We start from the raw sequence: 18,397 nt of genomic DNA, 5'->3' as shown, positions 1-18,397 counted from the left end.
TTTGTGCGAGGCGGGGCGTCGTTACGCCACGACCCCGGACTCCGCGATGGTGATCTTCTTCTTGGTCGCGCCCGACTGGGTGCCCAGGGACTCGATCTTCTTGACCAGGTCCATGCCCTCGACGACCTCGCCGAAGACGACGTGCTTGCCGTCCAGCCAGGGGGTGACGACGGTGGTGATGAAGAACTGCGAGCCGTTGGTGTTCTTGCCGGCGTTCGCCATGGAGAGCAGGCCCGGCTTGCTGTGCTTCAGCTGGAAGTTCTCGTCCGCGAACTTCTCGCCGTAGATGCTCTTGCCGCCGGTGCCGTTGCCGGCGGTGAAGTCGCCGCCCTGGAGCATGAACTCCGGGATGACCCGGTGGAAGCTCGAACCCTTGTAACCGAAGCCGTGCTGGCCGGTGGCCAGCTCACGGAAGTTCGTCGCCGTCTTGGGGACGACGTCGTCGTACAGCTTGAAGACGATGCGGCCGGCGGCCTCGCCGTCGATGGTGATATCGAAGAAGACGTTGGAAGACATAGCAGCATCCTGTCACAGGCGTCGCACAGGCCGGGGCCCGGCGCCGGGTCGTGTCGGCGGTGTCGGCGGCGGCCGCCGCTCAGCCCTCGGTGAGGCCCGCGACCAGCTCGTCCGCGGCCGCGTAGGGGTCCAGGTCGCCGTGCACGATGCGGTCCGCCAGGGCGTCCAGGCGGCGGTCGCCGTGGAGGTCGCCGATGCGCTCGCGCAGGGCGGTCACGGCGATGGTCTCGACCTCGCGGGCGGCGCGGGCGGCGCGGCGCTCGGCGAGGACGCCCCGCTCCTCCATCCAGGCGCGGTGCTTCTCCAGGGCCTCGACGAGTTCGTCGGTGCCCTGGCCGCGGGCGGCGACGGTCTTGACGATGGGCGGCCGCCAGTCGCCGGGGCCGCGGGCCGCGCCGAGGCCGAGCATGTGGTTGAGCTCGCGGGCCGTGGCGTCGGCGCCGTCGCGGTCGGCCTTGTTGACGACGTAGACGTCGCCGATCTCCAGGATCCCGGCCTTGGCCGCCTGGATGCCGTCGCCCATGCCGGGGGCGAGCAGCACCACGCTGGTGTCGGCCTGGGAGGCGATCTCGACCTCGGACTGCCCGACGCCGACGGTCTCCACGAGGATCACCTCGCACCCGGCCGCGTCGAGGACGCGGATGGCCTGCGGGGCGGCCCAGGCGAGGCCGCCGAGGTGGCCGCGGGTGGCCATGGAGCGGATGTAGACGCCGGGGTCGGAGGCGTGGTCGGACATCCGCACGCGGTCGCCGAGCAGGGCGCCGCCGGAGAAGGGCGAGGAGGGGTCGACGGCGAGCACGCCGACCCGCTTCCCGGCCTTGCGGTAGGCGCTGACCAGGGCCGAGGTGGAGGTCGACTTGCCGACGCCGGGCGAGCCGGTGAGGCCGACGACGTAGGCCCCGCCGGTCAGGGGGGCCAGGGCCGCCATCACCTCGCGCAGCTGCGGGGACGCCCCCTCCACCAGGGAGATCAGCCGGGCGACGGCGCGCGGCCGGCCTTCCCTGGCCTGTTCGACCAGCGCGGGGACGTCCACCATGTCTGCTCCGTTCCGACGTTTCGAAGTTCCCGATGTGTCCGAAGGTGCCCGGCGTCGTGAGGAAGTCCGGCGTTCCGGAGGCGCCCGGGGCCCGCCGCTCCGCCGGTGGGCGTCAGTTGCCGGGGACGCGGATGATCAGGGCGTCGCCCTGACCGCCGCCGCCGCACAGCGCGGCCGCGCCGACCCCGCCGCCGCGCCGCTTGAGCTCCAGGGCGAGGTGGAGGACCGTGCGGGCGCCGGACATGCCGATCGGGTGGCCCAGCGCGATGGCCCCACCGTTGACGTTCACCTTTTCGGGGGAAACGCCCAGATCCTTGATCGACTGCACCAGAACGGCGGCGAATGCCTCGTTGATCTCGATCAGGTCGAGATCGTCGACGGTCAGGCCCTCCTTGCGCAGCGCGTGCCGGATGGCGTTGGAGGGCTGCGAGTGGAGGGAGTTGTCGGGGCCGGCCACATTGCCGTGGGCGCCGATCTCGGCGATCCAGTGCAGGCCCAGCTCCTCGGCCTTGGCCTTGCTCATCACGACCACGGCGGCGGCGCCGTCGGAGATCTGCGAGGAGGTGCCGGGGGTGATCGTGCCGTCCTTGGCGAAGGAGGGGCGGAGCTTGCCGAGGACCTCGACGGTGGTGTCGGCGCGCACGCCCTCGTCCTTGCTGAAGAGGACGGGGTCGCCCTTGCGCTGCGGGATCTCCACGGGGGTGATCTCCGCCTCGAAGAGGCCGTTCTTCTGGGCGGCGGCGGCGCGCTGGTGGGAGCGGGCGCCGATCTCGTCCTGCTCGGCGCGGCCGATGCCGAGGCGGGTGTTGTGCTTCTCGGTGGACTCGCCCATGGCGATGCCCTCGTAGGCGTCCGAGAGGCCGTCGTGGTGCATCGAGTCGAGCATCTCGATGGAGCCGTACTTATAGCCCTCGCGCGACTTGGGCAGCAGGTGCGGGGCGTTGGTCATCGACTCCTGGCCGCCGGCCACGACGATGTCGAACTCACCGGCGCGGATGAGCTGGTCGGCCAGCGCGATGGCGTCGAGACCGGAGAGGCAGACCTTGTTGACCGTGAGGGCGGGCACGCTCATGGGGATGCCGCCCTTGACGGCCGCCTGGCGGGCCGGGATCTGGCCCGCGCCGGCCTGGAGCACCTGCCCCATGATCACGTACTGCACCTGGTCGCCGCCGATGCCGGCCCGGTCGAGGGCGGCCTTGATGGCGAGCCCGCCGAGGTCGGCCGCGGAGAAGGAGCGCAGGGAGCCGAGCAGCCTGCCCATGGGCGTACGGGCGCCCGCGACGATCACGGATGTGGTGCCGGTCGAACCGTTCGTACCAGTCATGAGGCGCGGCCCCTTCGAGGCGGAGAGGTTAACGATGGTTCCCGTCAATGTACTGAGCGGTAGGCGCCGGGTCACCGGGCCGCAGGTGTGATCGCGCGCACGTTGCGTAACCGCGGCGGCGAGCGGTGCACTGGTTCCATGCTGACGCGTATCGACCACATCGGGATCGCTTGTGCGGACCTCGACACGACCGTCGAGTTCTACCGTGCCACGTACGGCTTCGAGGTGTTCCACACCGAGGTCAACGAGGAGCAGGGGGTGCGCGAGGCCATGCTCCGGATCAACGGGACGGACGACGGCGGGGCCTCCTACATCCAGCTGCTGGAGCCCACCCGGCCGGATTCGGCGGTCGGCAAGTGGCTTGCCAAGAACGGCGAGGGCGTTCACCACATCGCGTTCGGTACGCCGGATGTCGACACCGACGCTGCCGAGATCGGCGGCAAGGGCGTACGCGTCCTCTATGAGCAGCCGCGGACGGGTTCCATGGGCTCCCGCATCACCTTTCTGCACCCCAAGGACTGCCATGGCGTACTGACCGAACTGGTCACCTCGGCACCCCCCGCGGACCAGGAGCACTGACCCGCACCTCCCCCGGCCGGTAGAGTGCAGGTTCGGCCGGGGGTACGGGGTGGGGCCCCGGGCCGGGCTGTACCGATGATCTGACACCATTTCTTCGGAAGGGCAGGCTCCGGGTTCCTCCGGTTTATGCGGGACGGGGCCGGCCGCCAACGCGACCAGGGGACGGATGGGACCGCGCAGTGCGGGGCAACGACCGCTACGAGGCTGACGACCACCTCTCGCAATTCGAAGCCGAGATGGAGCGGCTGAAGAAGGAGCGGGAGAAGGCGGTCCAGCACGCCGACGACCTCGGCTATCAGGTCGAGGTGCTGCGCGCCAAGCTGCACGAGGCGCGCCGCAATCTCGCCCACCGTCCGGCATACGACACCGCCGATATGGGTTACCAGGCGGAGCAGTTGCTCCGTAATGCCCAGATTCAGGCGGAACAGATGCGTACCGACGCGGAGCGCGAGCTCCGCGAGGCGCGTGCCCAGACGCAGCGCCTGCTCCAGGAGCAGGCCGAGCGGCAGGCCCGGATGGAGGCCGAGCTGCACGCGGAGGCCGTCGCCCGCCGCCAGCGCCTGGACGAGGAGCTCAACGAGCGCCGCCAGACCGTCGAATCACACGTCAACGAGAACGTCGCGTGGGCCGAGCAGCTGCGCGCCCGCACGGAGTCCCAGGCCCGGCGCCTGATGGAGGAATCCCGGGCGGAGGCCGAGCAGTCGCTCGCGACGGCCCGCGCGGAGGCCCAGCGGCTCACCGAGCAGGCCCGTGGCCGGCTCAGCGCCGCCGCGGACGAGGCCCGTGCCGAGGCCGAGGCGCTGCTGCGCCGTGCCCGCGCCGACGCCGAGCGGCTGCTGGCCGCCGCGTCCGCGCAGGCGCAGGAGGCCACCGACCACGCCGAGCAGCTGCGCACGGCGACCAGCACGGAGTCCGACCAGGCGCGCGCGGCCGCGGCCGAGCTGACGCGCACGGCGGAGGCCCGTCTCGCGGAGGCCGACGCGGCGCTGCGCGAGGCCCGGGCCGAGGCGGAGAAGGTCCTCACCGAGGCGCACGACTCGGCCGCCCGGAAGCTGACGTCGGCGGAGTCCGAGCACGAGCAGCGCTCCCGTACGGCGAAGGCCGAGATCGCCCGCCTCGTCGGCGAGGCCACGAAGGAGGCCGAGGCCCTGCGGGCCGAGGCCGAGCAATTGCGCGACGACGCCAGGGCCAAGGCCGAGCGCCTGCTGGCCGAGGCCGCGGAGAACGCCCGCAGCGCCGCCGCGGAGGACTCCGCGGCGCAGCTCGCGAAGGCCGCGCGGACGGCCGAGGAGGTGCTGACCAAGGCGTCCGAGGACGCTCAGGCCACCACCAAGGCCGCGGCGGAGGAGGCCGAGCGGATCCGCCGCGAGGCGGAGGCCGAGGCCGAGCGGCTGCGTGAGCAGGCCGCGGACACCGCGGAGCAGCTCAAGGGCGCGGCGAAGGACGACACCAAGGAGTACCGCGCCAAGACCGTCGAGCTCCAGGAGGAGGCGCGGCGGCTGCGCGGCGAGGCCGAGCAGCTGCGCTCCGAGGCGGTCGCCGAGGGCGAGCGGCTGCGGAGCGAGGCCCGGCGGCAGGCGCTCCAGCAGATCGAGGAGGCGGCCAGCACCGCCGAGGAGCTGCTCGCGAAGGCGAAGGCCGACGCGGAGGAGACCCGCGCCGGGGCGAGCGCCGAGAGCGAGCGCGTGCGCACCGAGGCCGCCGAGCGCGCGGCGGGCCTGCGCAAGCAGGCCGAGGAGGCGCTGGAGCGGGCCCGCGCCGAGGCCGAGGAGATGGCCGAGGAGGCCGAGGACCACGCGGAGCGCACCCGCACGGAGGCCGCCGAGGCCGCCAAGCAGCTGCGCGAGGAGGCCGAGCGGGCCGCGGAGACGCGGCGCGCGGAGGCCGCCGAGGAGCTGGCGCGGCTGCACACCGAGGCGGAGGCGCGCGTGGCGTCCGCCGAGGAGACGCTGCGCGAGGCGCGCGCGGAGGCGGAGCGGCTGCGCCGCGAGGCCGCGGAGGAGACGGAGCGGAGCCGTACGGAGGCCGCGGAGGCGCGGCGCGCGCTCCAGGCGCAGGCCGAGACGGAGGCGGAGCGGCTGCGTGCCGAGGCCGCCGAGGAGGCGTCGGCCGCCCGTGCCGAGGGCGAGAGCGCCGCCGCGCGGCTGCGGAGCGAGGCCGCCGCGGAGGCGGAGCGGCTGAAGTCCGAGGCGCAGGAGGCCGCGGACCGGATGCGGGCCGAGGCGAACGCAGCCGCGGAGCGCACGGCCGCCGAGGCCGCCGAGGCCCTCGCGGCCGCGCAGGAGGAGGCCGCCCGCCGCCGCCGTGAGGCGGAGGAGCTGCTGGGCGACGCCCGTACCGAGGCGCAGGCGGAGCGTGCGGCGGCGCGCGAGCAGAGCGAGGAGCTGCTGGCTTCGGCGCGCAAGCGGGTCGGTGAGGCGCAGGAGGAGGCCCGGCGCCTGGTCGAGGAGGCCGAGCAGCGCGCCTCGGAGCTGGTGACGGCCGCGGAGCAGACCGCCCAGCAGGTGCGGGACTCCGTCGCGGGGCTGCACGAGCAGGCCGAGGAGGAGATCGCCGGGCTGCGTTCGGCCGCCGAGCACAACGCCGAGCGGACGGTCACCGAGGCGCAGGAGGAGGCGGACCGGGTCCGCGCCGACGCCTACGCCGAGCGGGAGCGGGCCGGCGAGGACGCCGCCCGTACCCGCGCGGACGCGCAGGCCGCGTCCGAGGCCGCGAAGTCGCTCGCGGAGCGCACGGTCTCCGAGGCGATCGCCGAGGGGCAGCGCCTGGAGGCGGAGGCCGCCCGGGTGCTGGACGAGGCGCGCGAGGCCGCCAACACCCGTCGTTCGGAGGCCGCGGAGCAGGCCGACGAACTGCTCGCCGAGGCCATGTCCGAGGCGGAGAAGCTGATCACCGAGGCCGAGGCCGCGGTGGTGACGGCGCGGCAGGAGGCCGACGGTCACCGGGCGGAGGCGGCGGAGCAGGCCGATCTCCTCAAGGCGGACGCCGAGGCGGAGGCCGAGCGGCTGCGCGCCGAGGGCGCCGAGGCCCTGGAGACCGCCCAGCGCGAGGCCGCCCGCACGACGGACGAGGCACGCGAGGCCGCCAACGCCCACCGCACCGAAGCCGCCGAACAGGCCGACGAACTGCTCGCCGAGGCGACGGCCGAGGCGGAGAAGCTGGTCGCCGAGGCGAAGCGCACGGTGGAGGAGGCGCGCGAGGAGGCCGACGGCCACCGCGCGGAGGCCACCGCGGAGGCGGAGCGGCTGGTCGCCGAGGCGACGCGCACCGTGGAGGAGGCGCGGGCGACCGCGGAGGAGCTGGTCGCGAAGGCCACGGCCGAGGCCGACCGCATGGTCTCCGACGCGTCGGCGAAGGCGCAGCAGATGCGTACGGACGCGTCCGACGCGCTGGCCTCCGCCGAGCAGGACGCGGCGCGGGCGCGGGCCGAGGCCCGCGAGGACGCCAACCGGATGCGCACCGAGGGCCACGCGGAGGCGGAGCGGATCGTCAACGCGGCGGCCGAGCTGACCTCTTCGGCGCAGGACGACGCCGCCAAGATCGTGGACGAGGCGCGCGAGGTCGCCAACGCCCGCCGCACGGAGGCCGCGGAGCAGGCCGACGAGCTGCTCGCCGAGGCCACGGCCGAGGCGGAGAAGCTCGCCGCCGAGGCCGCCCGCACCATGGAGGAGGCCCGCGAGGCCGCCGAGGCCCACCGGGCGGAGGCCGCGGAGCAGGCCGACCGGCTCAAGGCGGACGCCGAGGCGGAGGCCGAGCGGCTGCGCGCCGAGGGCGCCGAGGCCCTGGAGACCGCACAGCGCGAGGCCGCCCGCACGACGGACGAGGCACGCGAGGCCGCCAACGCCCACCGCACCGAAGCCGCCGAACAGGCCGACGAACTGCTCGCGCAGGCCACGGCCGAGGCGGAGCGGATGGCCGCCGAGGCCGCGAAGGCGCTGAGCTCCGCGCAGGAGAACGCCAACAGCACGCGCGCGGACTCCGCGAAGCTCAAGGCCGACGCCGTCATGGAGGCCGAGCGGGTGCTCGCCGAGGCGCGCGCCGAGGGCGAGCGGACGATCGACGCGGCGCGGGACGCCGGCGCGCAGAAGCTGACGGAGGCCGCCGAGAAGGCGGACGCCCTGATCGCCAAGGCGCAGGAGGAGGCCGTACGGACGGCGGCCGCCGCCGAGGAGCAGGCCGACACCATGGTCGGTGTGGCCCGCCGCGAGGCGGAGCGCATCGTCACGGAGGCCACCGGCGAGGGCAACACCCTGGTGGAGCAGGCCCGTACGGACGCCAACACGCTGCTGGCCGAGGCTCGCGGGGACGCGACCGCCATAAGGGAGCGCGCGGACGAGCTGCGCACCCGCGTGGAGAGCGAGGTCGAGGAACTGCACGACCGGGCGCGCCGGGAGGCGGCCGAGGCGATGCAGTCGGCGGGCGAGCGCTGCGACAAGCTCGTGGCCGCGGCGACCGAACAGCTCGCGGAGGCCGAGGAGAAGGCCAAGAAGCTGGTCTCCGACGCCAGCAGCGAGGCCAGCAAGGTCCGTATCGCCGCGGTGAAGAAGGCCGAGGGGCTGCTCAAGGAGACGGAGCAGAAGAAGGCCGCCGTCCAGCGGGAGTCCCAGGCACTGCTGAAGGAGGCCGAGGAGAAGAAGGCCGCGGCCGTACGCGAGGCGGAGCGCCTGCGCACCGAGGCCGCGCAGGAGGCCAAGCGCCTGGTCGACGACGGAAAGCGGGAGTTGGAGGCGCTGGTCCGCCGGCGCGAGGACATCAATGCCGAGATTTCCCGTGTCCAGGACGTGTTGGAAGCGTTGGAATCTTTTGAAGCCCCGGGGGCGGGAAGCGCCAAAGAGGGCGGGGTGAAGGCAGCAGCAGTTGCGGGTGCAACTCGATCGGGTGGCAAGCAGTCCCAGAAGTAGCCACTCAAACGGGGGGCCATTCTCCAGATCTGCCGACCGTCCACTCGATGCCACGCCGCTCGCACCCCTAGGATTCCCTCTATCACCTCACCGGTCTCTTATGACAGGAACCCCATGAGTGACACTTCCTCCCCCTTCGGCTTCGAGCTCGTGCGGCGTGGATACGACCGCGGCCAGGTGGACGACCGCATTACCAAGCTCGTCGCCGACCGTGACAGCGCACTGGCGCGAATCACCTCTCTGGAAAAGCGCATCGAGGAGCTCCACCTCGAAACGCAGAATGCTCAGGCCCAGGTCAACGACGCGGAACCGTCCTACGCGGGCCTGGGTGCGCGGGTCGAGAAGATCCTTCGGCTGGCCGAGGAAGAGGCCAAGGATCTGCGTGAGGAGGCACGGCGCGCGGCCGAGCAGCACCGTGAGCTGGCCGAGTCCGCCGCTCAGCAGGTGCGCAACGACGCCGAGTCGTTCGCCGCCGACCGCAAGGCGAAGGCGGAGGACGAGGGCGCCCGCATCGTCGAGAAGGCCAAGGGCGACGCCGCGACGCTGCGCGCCGAGGCGCAGAAGGACGCGCAGTCCAAGCGCGAGGAGGCCGACGCCCTCTTCGAGGAGACCCGCGCCAAGGCCGCCCAGGCCGCCGCGGACTTCGAGACCAACCTGGCCAAGCGCCGTGAGCAGTCCGAGCGCGACCTGGCGTCCCGTCAGGCCAAGGCCGAGAAGCGGCTGGCGGAGATCGAGCACCGCGCCGAGCAGCTGCGCCTGGAGGCGGAGAAGCTGCGCACGGACGCCGAGCGCCGGGCCCGTCAGACGGTGGAGACCGCGCAGCGCCAGGCCGAGGACATCGTGGCCGACGCCAACGCCAAGGCGGACCGCATCCGCAGCGAGTCCGAGCGCGAGCTGGCGGCGCTGACCAACCGCCGCGACAGCATCAACGCCCAGCTGACCAACGTCCGCGAGATGCTGGCCACGCTGACCGGCGCGGCCGTGGCCGCGGCCGGCGTGCCCGGTGACGACGAGCCGATCTCGCGCGGCGTCCCGGCCCAGCAGAGCCGCTGAGCGCTCGGCGCACGGCCCCGCAGCGACCCCCGTACGCCGACGCCCCGTGTGCCGCCGGGAGGCGGCACACGGGGCGTCGGTGTCTTCGGTGCCCCGCCGTCCGCCGCCGGGTCATCCGGACGGGCGGCCACCGGTGGCGCCGTGGGGGGCATGCCCTTAACGTGGCGGAATGATCGAGCTCCAGGGTCTGACCAAGCGCTACGGCGACAAGCTCGCCGTGGACGGCCTCACCTGCACCGTACGGCCCGGGGTCGTCACCGGCTTCCTGGGGCCCAACGGCGCGGGCAAGTCCACCACGATGCGCATGATGCTCGATCTGGACCGGCCCACCGCCGGTTCGGTCCATCTCGACGGCAAGCACTACCGCCAGCTGCGGGATCCGCTGAAGGTCGTCGGCGCGCTGCTGGACGCCAAGGCGATGCACGGCGGCCGCAGCGCCTACAACCACCTGCTGTGCCTGGCGCAGAGCAACGGCATCCCGCGGGCCCGGGTGGCGGAGGTGCTGGACACGGTCGGCCTGACGTCGGTGGCGAAGAAGCGCTCCAAGGGCTTCTCCCTGGGCATGGGCCAGCGGCTCGGGATCGCGGGCGCGCTGCTGGGCGATCCGCAGGTGCTGCTCTTCGACGAGCCGGTCAACGGCCTCGACCCCGAGGGCATCCACTGGATCCGCAATCTGATGAAGAACCTCGCCGCACAGGGGCGTACGGTCTTCGTCTCCTCGCACCTGATGAGCGAGATGGCCCTGACCGCCGAGCACCTCATCGTCATCGGCCAGGGACGGCTGCTCGCGGACACCTCGATGGCGGACTTCATCGCGCAGAACTCCCGCTCCTATGTGCGGCTGCGCTCGCCCGACCGGGAGCGGCTGCTCGACGTGCTGGCGGGCGCGGGGATCACCGCCGTGGCGGCCGGCGACGGCTCGCTGGAGGTGGACGGGGCGGACGGCGCACGGCTGGGTGAGCTCGCGGCCCGGCACCAGATCGTGCTGCACGAGCTGAGTCCTCAGCGGGCCTCGCTGGAGGAGGCGTTCATGCGGCTCACCGCCGAATCGGTGGAATACCACGCGCACAGCGCGCCGGTCCTGGGACCCGGGGCCGCTCCGGGGCAGCAGCTCCCGGGGGCCGGCTGGGGCGCGGACTGGCAGAAGAAGGGATCCTGAAGCGATGGCGGCGGTGGCGAACCAGGTCCTCCGGTCCGAATGGACAAAGATCAAATCCGTTCGTTCCACGGTGTGGACACTCGGTCTCGCCTTGGTCGTGACGGTCGCGCTGGGGATTTTGATCAGCGCTCTTTCCAAAAGCAACTTCGACAAACTGTCGGTGAAGGAGAAGATCACTTTCGATCCGACCTTCACGAGTTTCGCCGGCATGGGACTCGGCCAGCTTGCGATGATCGTTTTCGGGGTGCTGGTCGTCACCAACGAATACAGCACCGGAATGATCCGCACTTCGCTGGCGGCCGTACCGCAGCGCGGCACATTTCTCTTCAGCAAGATCACCATCGCGACGGTGCTGGCGCTGGCCGTCGGCATGGTCACGAGTTTCCTGGCGTTCTTTCTCGGCCAGGCCATGCTGGGCGAGCACAGGACGTCGATCGGCGATACGGGAGTCCTGCGCGCCGTCATCGGCGGCGGGCTCTACATGACCCTGATCACCGTCTTCTCCATGGGCATCGCCACGATGCTGCGCAGCCCGATGCTCTCGCTGGGCATCCTCATGCCGTTCTTCTTCCTCATCTCCAACATCCTGGGCGCGGTCCCGGCCACGAAGAAGGTCGCGCAGTATTTCCCGGACCAGGCGGGCCGCAAGGTCATGCGGGTGATCACGATCGACGACGACGCCCCGTACGGGCCGTGGGGCGGCTTCGCGATCATGGTGCTGTGGGTGGTGGCGGCGCTGGTGGGGGCGTACGTGGTGCTGCGGGAGCGGGACGCTTAGCCCTCGGCGCCCGACCGGTGCGAGCCGCGCCTTCCGGTTCGTTTCAGGACGGCCCCGGCCGGGGGAGGGAAGGGGACCGTGGAAAGCGACAGTCTCGGCCACGCCCCCGCCGAGCAGCCCCTGACCTACCCCGGCCGCCCCGTCACCGCACCCGCCCTGCTCAGCGGCCGCACGCTCACCCCGCTGACCCCCGTGCCCCGCGAGCCGCTCGGCGCGTGGCGGGTCGCCACCGGCGCGGCCGGGCAGCCGGTGCTCGACGCCGTGCTCACCGGGCTGGGCTCGGCGACCACGGGGCGGCGCCACCCGGTCGTCGCGGTCGGCTCCAACGCCTCCCCCGCCCAGCTCCACCACAAGCTCGCCCGCCGGGGCCTGCCCACGACCGTCCCCATGGTCCCGGTGCGAGTGCGCGGCATCGGCGTCGGCTGCTCCGGGCACATCGGCCGGCACGGCTATGTGGCGGCCGCCCCGTACGTCGAGCCGGGCGCCGAACTCACGCTGGTGATCAGCTGGCTGGACACCGCGCAGCTGCGGGAAGTGGACCGCACGGAGTTCAACTACCGCCGCGTCCTGCTGCCCGGCAGCCGCTTCCCCATGCTCATGCCCTCGGGCGAGGCCCTGGGCGGGGCTTATCTCTACGTCAGCCTGCACGGCGTCCTCACCGACACGGCCGACGGCCGCCCCCTGCCCGGCGGCGGCGACCAGCGCGTCCTCCTCACCCGGCTGCTCACCTCCTCCCCCGCCCTGCGGGAGCTGCTCGGGCCCGGCCCGGAGAGCTGGGTGGACCGGGCACGGGCGGACGAGGCCGTACGCCACGAGGGCAGGCGGATCTTCCGGGAGCACGGCTGGGTGCTGACGGACAGCGGCTTCCCGCCCCGGACGGGACGTTCCCCGCCCCGGAGGGGGCGGAGGATGAGACACCCGTCACACCCCGCACCTACGACGATCTCTCCGCACCCCGCCACGGCACGCCCTACCCACCAGTCGCTTGAATCTCACACCATCAGGAACCGTCAGCTCCTCGTTATGCTCCTAACCCTTACGGGGGCTTATGCCCCGAAGAGCTCGCGAGGGGCGGAGCATGATCGAGGCAGTCGGCCTCACGAAGCGCTACGGCGCCAAGACGGCCGTGCACAATCTGTCGTTCCAAGTGCGGCCCGGGACGGTCACCGGCTTCCTGGGCCCCAACGGATCCGGCAAGTCGACCACGATGCGCATGATCCTCGGTCTGGACGTGCCCACGTCCGGCAGCGTGACCATCGGCGGCTACCCCTTCGCCAAGCTCCCCAACGCACCCCGCCAGGTCGGCGCCCTCCTCGACGCGAAGGCGGTGCACGGCGGGCGCAGCGCCCGGCTGCACCTGCTCTCCCTCGCCCAGCTCGCGGGCCTGCCCGCGCGCCGGGTGGACGAAGTGCTCGCCGTCGTCGGCCTCCAGGACGTGGCCCGCCGCCGCTCCAAGGGCTTCTCGCTCGGCATGGGCCAGCGCCTGGGCATCGCGGCCGCGCTGCTGGGCGATCCGCAGGTGCTGCTCTTCGACGAGCCGGTCAACGGCCTCGACCCCGAGGGCATCCTCTGGGTCCGCAATCTGATGAAGCAGCTCGCGGCGGAGGGCCGGACCGTCTTCGTCTCCTCGCACCTGATGAGCGAGATGGCCCTCACCGCCGAGCACCTCATCGTCATCGGCCGCGGCCAGCTGCTCGCCGACATGAGCGTGCGGGACTTCATCGCCGCGAACTCCGCCGGCTTCGCCCGCGTGCGGACCCCGGACACCGAACCGGAGGGCCGCGAGAAGCTGACGGCCGCGCTGGTCGAGGCGGGCGGCCAGGTGCTGGCCGAGCCGGACGGCGCGCTGCGCGTCACGGGTGTGCCTCTCCCCCGGATCAGCGACCTCGCGCACGACGCCGACGTCCGCCTGTGGGAGCTCTCCCCGCACCAGGCGTCCCTGGAGGAGGCGTACATGCGGATGACCCAGGGCGCCGTCGACTACCGCTCGACCGCCGACCAGCGCGCCGGTCTGGCGCAGGCCGACCCGTACGCCCAGCAGTACGGCTACGGCGTACCGCAGGGTCAGCCGGGCTGGGGCCGGCCCGCGCAGGGCGGCTGGGGTCAGCCCGCGCCGGCCAACCCCTATCCCGTGCTGACGGGCGAGCAGCCGAATCCGTACGCCGCCCCGCAGGCACCGGCCGCGCCCGCCGCCGCGCCCGCCCCGCCCGCCGAGCCCCCCGCGCCGGCCGCCCCGGCCGACGCGCCCGCCACCGCCCCCGCCGACCTGACCAAGCGTGACAGCGAGGACGCCCGATGACCGCCCCCCAGCACCCGCAGCCGCCCGCGCCGCAGGCACCGGCCTTCGCGCCGGAGGCCCCTCAGTGGGCCGGCGGGTACGTCTCCCCGATCCCGGTGCGCAAGGCGAACCTCGCCGACGCGATCGCCTCCGAGTGGACCAAGATCCGCTCCCTGCGCTCCACGATGTGGACGCTGGGCGTCATGGTCGTGCTCGTCTTCGGCATCGGCTGCGCGATCGCGGTGGCCGCCAGCGGCGTCGACTCCGACAGCGGCGAGAAGAACATGTCGGCCCTGAGCTTCGGCGTCTTCGGCGTGCTGCTCGGCATCATCTGCGTGATCACGCTCGGCGTGCTGACGATCAGCTCCGAGTACGGCACGGGCATGATCCGCACCACCCTGACCGCCTGCCCCGACCGCGCCCGCGTGCTGACGGCGAAGGCGATCGTCTTCTTCCTGCTGGTCTTCACGATCACCCTGGTGTCCACGACGCTGGTCGGCATGGTGGCGGAATCGCTGCTCCAGGGGCAGTGGACCAGCCGCACGACGGGCGAGATGTGGCTGCGCGCCACGGTCGGCGTCAGCCTCTTCGTCGCGCTGATCGGGCTGCTGGCGCTGGCCGTCGGGACGCTCGTGCGGCACTCCGCGGGCGCGATCACGACGATGCTCGGCCTGATGCTGCTGCCGCTGGTCATGACGACGTTCATGTACGCGAGCGCGCTGTCCGAGCTGCGGAAGATCCTCCTGCAGTACTCGATCCCCTACCAGCTCTTCGTGCTCTTCGCCTCGGGCTCCGGGCCCGACTCGGGCCCCATGGGCTGGGACCCGGTCTGGATCATGGCGGGCGTGGTGACGGTCGCCCTGGGCGGCGCGTACGCGGCGCTCATGAAACGCGACGCGTAGCGCGGACGCGACGCCTCAGTACCGAGGCGCGTTACGGGACCGCTGGAGCCGCGCGCTCCGGCGGTCCTTCGCGTTCCAGCACGCCTTGTGCCAGTGCCGCCGGTCCTCCACGCCGCCGCCGTACAGCGGCCACGCGACGAGGTGCGGGACGCCGGGCGGGATCTCCTGGTCGCAGCCGGGGCAGCGGTAGTGCTTGGCGGCCGCGCCACCGCCGACCGTGCGGACGGCCCAGTCCTCGCCCTGCCAGCTCTCGCTGCGCTCCAGGCCGTAGCGGTCGCCGACGAACTCGCGCGGGGCGTCGGCTTGATGTTCTGCGCCGCCTCGCGGGCGGTTTCGGCGCGGGGACACGGGGCACCTCGGAGGTCTGGGGGGCTACGGGCCGTAACCAGGTTACGCGTCAGGGTGACCGTCCCGGGCGGGCATCCCCCCAAGGACCACCCGAGCATTCTCCGATCATCGTTAAAACTTAACGCGAGGCCGTGCCCATGGCACGTGTCAGCCGTTGATTCCGGTGGGGGATGCCGCGTCGGTCGCCAGCAAGGAGATTGAGAGCGATGCGCGTTGGAGCATTCGTCCTGGCCGCGCAGTTCCCCGGCCAGGGGCATGGGGAGGCACTGCACCGGGCCGTCCGGTCGGCGGTGGTCGCCGAGGAGGCCGGACTCGACGCGGTCTGGCTCGCGGAACACCACTTCATTCCGTACGGCGTCTGCCCGTCGGCGACGACGCTGGCCGGGCTGGTGCTCGGGCGCACCCGGCGGATCGAGGTGGGCACGGCGGTGAGCGTGCTGCCCACGGTGCACCCCGTGGCACTGGGCGAGCAGGCGGCGCTGCTGCACCTCGCCTCCGAGGGCCGCTTCACCCTGGGAGTCGGCCGCGGCGGCCCCTGGGTGGACCTGGAGGTCTTCGGCACGGGCCTGGAGGCGTACGAGGAGGGCTTCCCCGAGTCCCTCGACCTGCTGCTGCGCTGGCTGCGCACGCCCCGCGTGAGCGCGGCCGGGCCCCGCTTCCACTTCCGCGAAGTGCCCGTCGTGCCGCGCCCGGACGACCTGGAGGATCGTTCCGGCCCGCCGGTGCTGCTCGCCTGCACCTCGCCCGCGAGCGTACGGCTGGCCGCCGCGCGCGGTCTGCCGATGCTGCTCGGGATGCACAACTCCGATGAGGAGAAAGCGGAGATGGTCGCCCTCTGGCGCAAGTGCGCGCTGGAGGCGGGCCGTTCACCCGAGGAGGTCGTGGCGGCCGGTCATGTGTCCGCCGGTGTCGCACAGGTCGGGGACCGGCGGCGGGAGGCCGCGGAGACCCTCCTCAAGGCCATGCCGGGGTGGTTCCACCACGGGCTCGCCGCCTATGAGACGGTCGACGGCCGGCCGCGGCGGATGCGCGACCCGCTCGCCTACACCCAGCAGCTCTGCGAACTCCATCCGGTGGGACCGCCGCGGCTGTGCGCGGACCGTCTCGCAGCGACGTCCGAACGCACGGGCATCACCCGCTTCGCCCTCCTCACCGAGGGCTCCGGCGACCTCGCCGCGACGGAGGACAACCTCCGCCGGCTCGGATCCGAGGTGCTGCCGCTTCTGGGGTGAGGCAGTTTGTGGCCGGGGGCTTGCCGCCTGCGGGTTCGCTGCGCTTTGCGTGCCGGTCGTGGCTGGGTGCTCCGTCGTTGCCGCCTGCGGCGGGGCGCCCTGCGGGCGGCGGCGTCGGTCGCCGGACGGGGATGGGCGGCTCCGCCGCGTGGGGGCTCCGCTCCGCGCCCGGCTGCGGGTCCGTGGCGCCTGCGGCGGGCTGTTCCCCAGCCCCGCCCCTTCCCGAAACCGGGGAGACCCCGGACCCCCAGCAACGCGCTTCGCGCGTTGTCCTCAATCGCCGGACGGGCTGATTGGGAACCCTGAAGCGGATACGTCCCGCACGTGCTCTCCGGTGGGAGGGGGCGGGGCTGGAGGGTGGGGTTCTGGAACGCGGTGCGTCGGTACGGCACCCCATACGAAGCACGGTGCCCGCACCGCGTTCCAGGTCCTCAGCCCGGAAGTCCCACCCCCGGCACCCACCACACACCCAAGCCCGGCCAGCGCTTGAGGCCACGCCCGCAGGGCGTCCCCCCGCACCGGACAACGGCGAACCCCACAACCCAGCCCGGCCGGCGATTGAGGCCGCCCGCCGCAGGCGCAGACAACCCGCACAAGGCGACGCCGAGCCCGCCAAACCCAAGCCCGTCCGGCGACTGAGGACGCGCCCGCAGGGCGCCCCCGCCGCAGGCGGCAACAGGCCCGCACGAGGCAACGGCGAACCCCACCAAACCCAAGCAGGCCCGCAGGGCGCCCCCGCCGCAGGCGGCAACGAAACCCGCACCAGGCAACGGCGAGCCACAGGCAGAAAAACGGACCCCCCATCCCCCCAGCGCTGCCGCCCGCACATCGCGAGGCGGCAGCACCGTGCCTCAGCAGTCCCGCAGGAGCGGGGACTGATTGAGTAACTGGCCACGGATCGAGGTGAAGCGTGCGAGACGGTCGTCGGCCGCCGGGTCGAGCGGGAAGACCGCCACCCGGTGGCAGTTCTGGAACGCCAGGCGGACACCGAAGTGCCGCTCCAGCGCACCACGGATCGCGTCACTCGCCAAGGCTCGCAGCAGCTGGCCACGAGCCTGCTCATCCGGCGGAGGCGTCTGGTTGTCGGCGAACTCGCCACCGTCGATCTTGAGCCGGGCCACCAGGGAGCTGATCATCTCCCACGCGTACGGCAGGGAGGTCCGGACGCAGTCGACGAATTCCGCTTCGTCGACCTCGCCTCGCTCGGCCTGTTCAAGGAGGGCCGGTGAGACGTCGAGCGACATGAGTTCTCCTCTCGCGACCCCGCGAACGGGGTCTCAGGGATGGGCGAGCGGACGACGACGCCCTGTGCCCGTACGACGACCGCCCGCTTCAACGGTAATTCGGCCACTGCGGGGGCACCAGGAGAACGCAGTAACAACCGGCCACGGCCCAGGGCGTTCGGCGGTCCACCGAAGGGGTCCATCAAGGGCGAATCGCGCCGAGGGGCGGGAGTCGAGTAGCGTGACTGACCATGCGTCTCGTCATCGCCCGTTGCTCCGTGGACTACGCGGGCCGGCTCACCGCCCACCTCCCCTCCGCCCCGCGACTGATCCTCGTCAAGGCGGACGGCAGTGTCTCCATCCACGCGGACGACAGGGCCTACAAACCCCTCAACTGGATGTCCCCGCCGTGCACCCTCAAGGAGGGCGACGGCTCGGTGTGGACGGTGGTCAACAAGGCGGGCGAGAAGCTGATCATCACTATGGAGGAAGTGCTGCACGACTCCTCCCACGAACTCGGCGTCGACCCGGGTCTGATCAAGGACGGCGTGGAAGCGCACCTCCAGGAGCTGCTCGCCGACCGGATCGAGACGCTCGGCGAGGGCTACACCCTGATCCGCCGGGAGTACCCCACGGCGATCGGCCCCGTGGACATCCTCTGCCGCGACGCGGACGGCGCGACGGTGGCCGTGGAGCTGAAGCGGCGCGGTGACATCGACGGCGTCGAGCAGCTCACGCGCTATCTGGAACTGCTCAACCGCGACCCGCACCTCGCTCCTGTCCGCGGCGTCTTCGCGGCCCAGGAGATCAAGCCGCAGGCCCGCGTCCTCGCGACGGACCGCGGCATCGGCTGCCTCGTCCTCGACTACGACGCGATGCGCGGCATCGAGGACGACAAGCTTCGCCTGTTCTGACCCGTGGTGGAGAAGGCGGGCGGGGTGTTCCCGGGGGCTGCGCAAGCGGATTCGGCTCCGGCCCACGACCGCTGATCCCGGCAACGGGGCCGCGCCCCGTCAGGGGCGCGGGGAACCGCGCGGCAAACCCCCACCGGCCCGCCCCCGCCACACC

The 18,397-nt window shown here is 72.7% G+C and carries 15 protein-coding genes; 9 read left to right on the top strand and 6 right to left on the bottom strand.

The features are described from left to right. Positions 1-21: 21 nt before the first annotated feature. The 3 genes from ACZ4A5_RS17470 to ACZ4A5_RS17460 form a co-directional block, all read right to left on the bottom strand. Positions 22-516, bottom strand: coding sequence for a peptidylprolyl isomerase (locus tag ACZ4A5_RS17470; protein ID WP_467584004.1), 495 nt, complete (start codon positions 514-516; stop codon positions 22-24). 79 nt (positions 517-595) lie between these two features. Further along, a complete protein-coding gene (gene meaB / locus ACZ4A5_RS17465) occupies positions 596-1,552 on the bottom strand; it encodes a methylmalonyl Co-A mutase-associated GTPase MeaB (protein ID WP_467584001.1) in 957 nt (318 codons plus the stop codon). 112 nt (positions 1,553-1,664) lie between these two features. Beyond that, positions 1,665-2,840, bottom strand: a complete 1,176-nt coding sequence (locus ACZ4A5_RS17460) for an acetyl-CoA C-acetyltransferase (protein ID WP_467584124.1) — start codon at positions 2,838-2,840, stop codon at positions 1,665-1,667. A 174-nt stretch (positions 2,841-3,014) separates the two neighbouring features. On the opposite strand from ACZ4A5_RS17460, the gene mce reads away from it, so the two are divergent. From mce to ACZ4A5_RS17435, 5 genes are all read left to right on the top strand, one after another. Beyond that, entirely contained in the window at positions 3,015-3,455 is a 441-nt protein-coding gene (gene mce / locus ACZ4A5_RS17455; protein WP_398873322.1) for a methylmalonyl-CoA epimerase, read from the top strand. A gap of 179 nt (positions 3,456-3,634) precedes the next feature. Beyond that, positions 3,635-8,356 carry a polarized growth protein Scy gene (gene scy, locus ACZ4A5_RS17450; protein WP_467583998.1) on the top strand — a complete coding sequence of 1,574 codons (4,722 nt, stop codon included), beginning with the start codon at positions 3,635-3,637 and terminating at the stop codon, positions 8,354-8,356. A gap of 114 nt (positions 8,357-8,470) precedes the next feature. Beyond that, the gene (locus ACZ4A5_RS17445) at positions 8,471-9,409 is read left to right on the top strand and encodes a coiled-coil domain-containing protein (RefSeq protein WP_087926230.1); all 939 of its coding nucleotides are present in this window, start codon (positions 8,471-8,473) and stop codon (positions 9,407-9,409) included. 169 nt (positions 9,410-9,578) lie between these two features. After that, positions 9,579-10,568, top strand: coding sequence for an ABC transporter ATP-binding protein (locus ACZ4A5_RS17440; RefSeq protein WP_467583994.1), 990 nt, complete (start codon positions 9,579-9,581; stop codon positions 10,566-10,568). Positions 10,569-10,572: 4 nt separating this feature from the next. Then, entirely contained in the window at positions 10,573-11,346 is a 774-nt protein-coding gene (locus ACZ4A5_RS17435) for an ABC transporter permease (protein ID WP_467583991.1), read from the top strand. Between the two features lie 125 nt (positions 11,347-11,471). Here ACZ4A5_RS17435 and ACZ4A5_RS17430 read toward each other — a convergent pair whose 3' ends face one another. Then, the gene (locus tag ACZ4A5_RS17430) at positions 11,472-11,759 is read right to left on the bottom strand and encodes a hypothetical protein (protein WP_467583988.1); all 288 of its coding nucleotides are present in this window, start codon (positions 11,757-11,759) and stop codon (positions 11,472-11,474) included. A gap of 665 nt (positions 11,760-12,424) precedes the next feature. Between ACZ4A5_RS17430 and ACZ4A5_RS17425 the strand changes: the two genes are divergently transcribed. Both ACZ4A5_RS17425 and ACZ4A5_RS17420 read left to right on the top strand, forming a co-directional pair. Further along, the gene (locus ACZ4A5_RS17425) at positions 12,425-13,645 is read left to right on the top strand and encodes an ABC transporter ATP-binding protein (protein ID WP_467583986.1); all 1,221 of its coding nucleotides are present in this window, start codon (positions 12,425-12,427) and stop codon (positions 13,643-13,645) included. Then, positions 13,642-14,526 carry an ABC transporter permease gene (locus tag ACZ4A5_RS17420; protein ID WP_467583983.1) on the top strand — a complete coding sequence of 295 codons (885 nt, stop codon included), beginning with the start codon at positions 13,642-13,644 and terminating at the stop codon, positions 14,524-14,526. The genes ACZ4A5_RS17425 and ACZ4A5_RS17420 overlap by 4 nt, the downstream gene beginning before the upstream one ends. 15 nt (positions 14,527-14,541) lie before the next feature. On the opposite strand, the gene ACZ4A5_RS17415 is transcribed toward ACZ4A5_RS17420, so the two are convergent. Beyond that, a complete protein-coding gene (locus ACZ4A5_RS17415) occupies positions 14,542-14,874 on the bottom strand; it encodes an ATP/GTP-binding protein (protein WP_467583980.1) in 333 nt (110 codons plus the stop codon). A gap of 206 nt (positions 14,875-15,080) precedes the next feature. On the opposite strand from ACZ4A5_RS17415, the gene ACZ4A5_RS17410 reads away from it, so the two are divergent. Then, on the top strand, positions 15,081-16,106 hold the full coding sequence (locus tag ACZ4A5_RS17410; protein WP_467583976.1) for an LLM class flavin-dependent oxidoreductase: 1,026 nt from the start codon (positions 15,081-15,083) through the stop codon (positions 16,104-16,106). A gap of 851 nt (positions 16,107-16,957) precedes the next feature. Here ACZ4A5_RS17410 and ACZ4A5_RS17405 read toward each other — a convergent pair. Next, the gene (locus ACZ4A5_RS17405) at positions 16,958-17,350 is read right to left on the bottom strand and encodes an SCO5389 family protein (protein ID WP_467583973.1); all 393 of its coding nucleotides are present in this window, start codon (positions 17,348-17,350) and stop codon (positions 16,958-16,960) included. A gap of 230 nt (positions 17,351-17,580) precedes the next feature. Here ACZ4A5_RS17405 and nucS point away from each other — a divergent pair, with 230 nt between their 5' ends. Next, the gene (gene nucS, locus ACZ4A5_RS17400; protein ID WP_116213924.1) at positions 17,581-18,243 is read left to right on the top strand and encodes an endonuclease NucS; all 663 of its coding nucleotides are present in this window, start codon (positions 17,581-17,583) and stop codon (positions 18,241-18,243) included. Positions 18,244-18,397 lie beyond the last annotated feature (154 nt).

The sequence above is a fragment of the Streptomyces sp. NPDC025618 genome, assembly GCF_055558795.1.
Note: the sequence above shows the minus strand (reverse complement) of the source record. Positions and strands in the feature narration are given on the sequence as shown.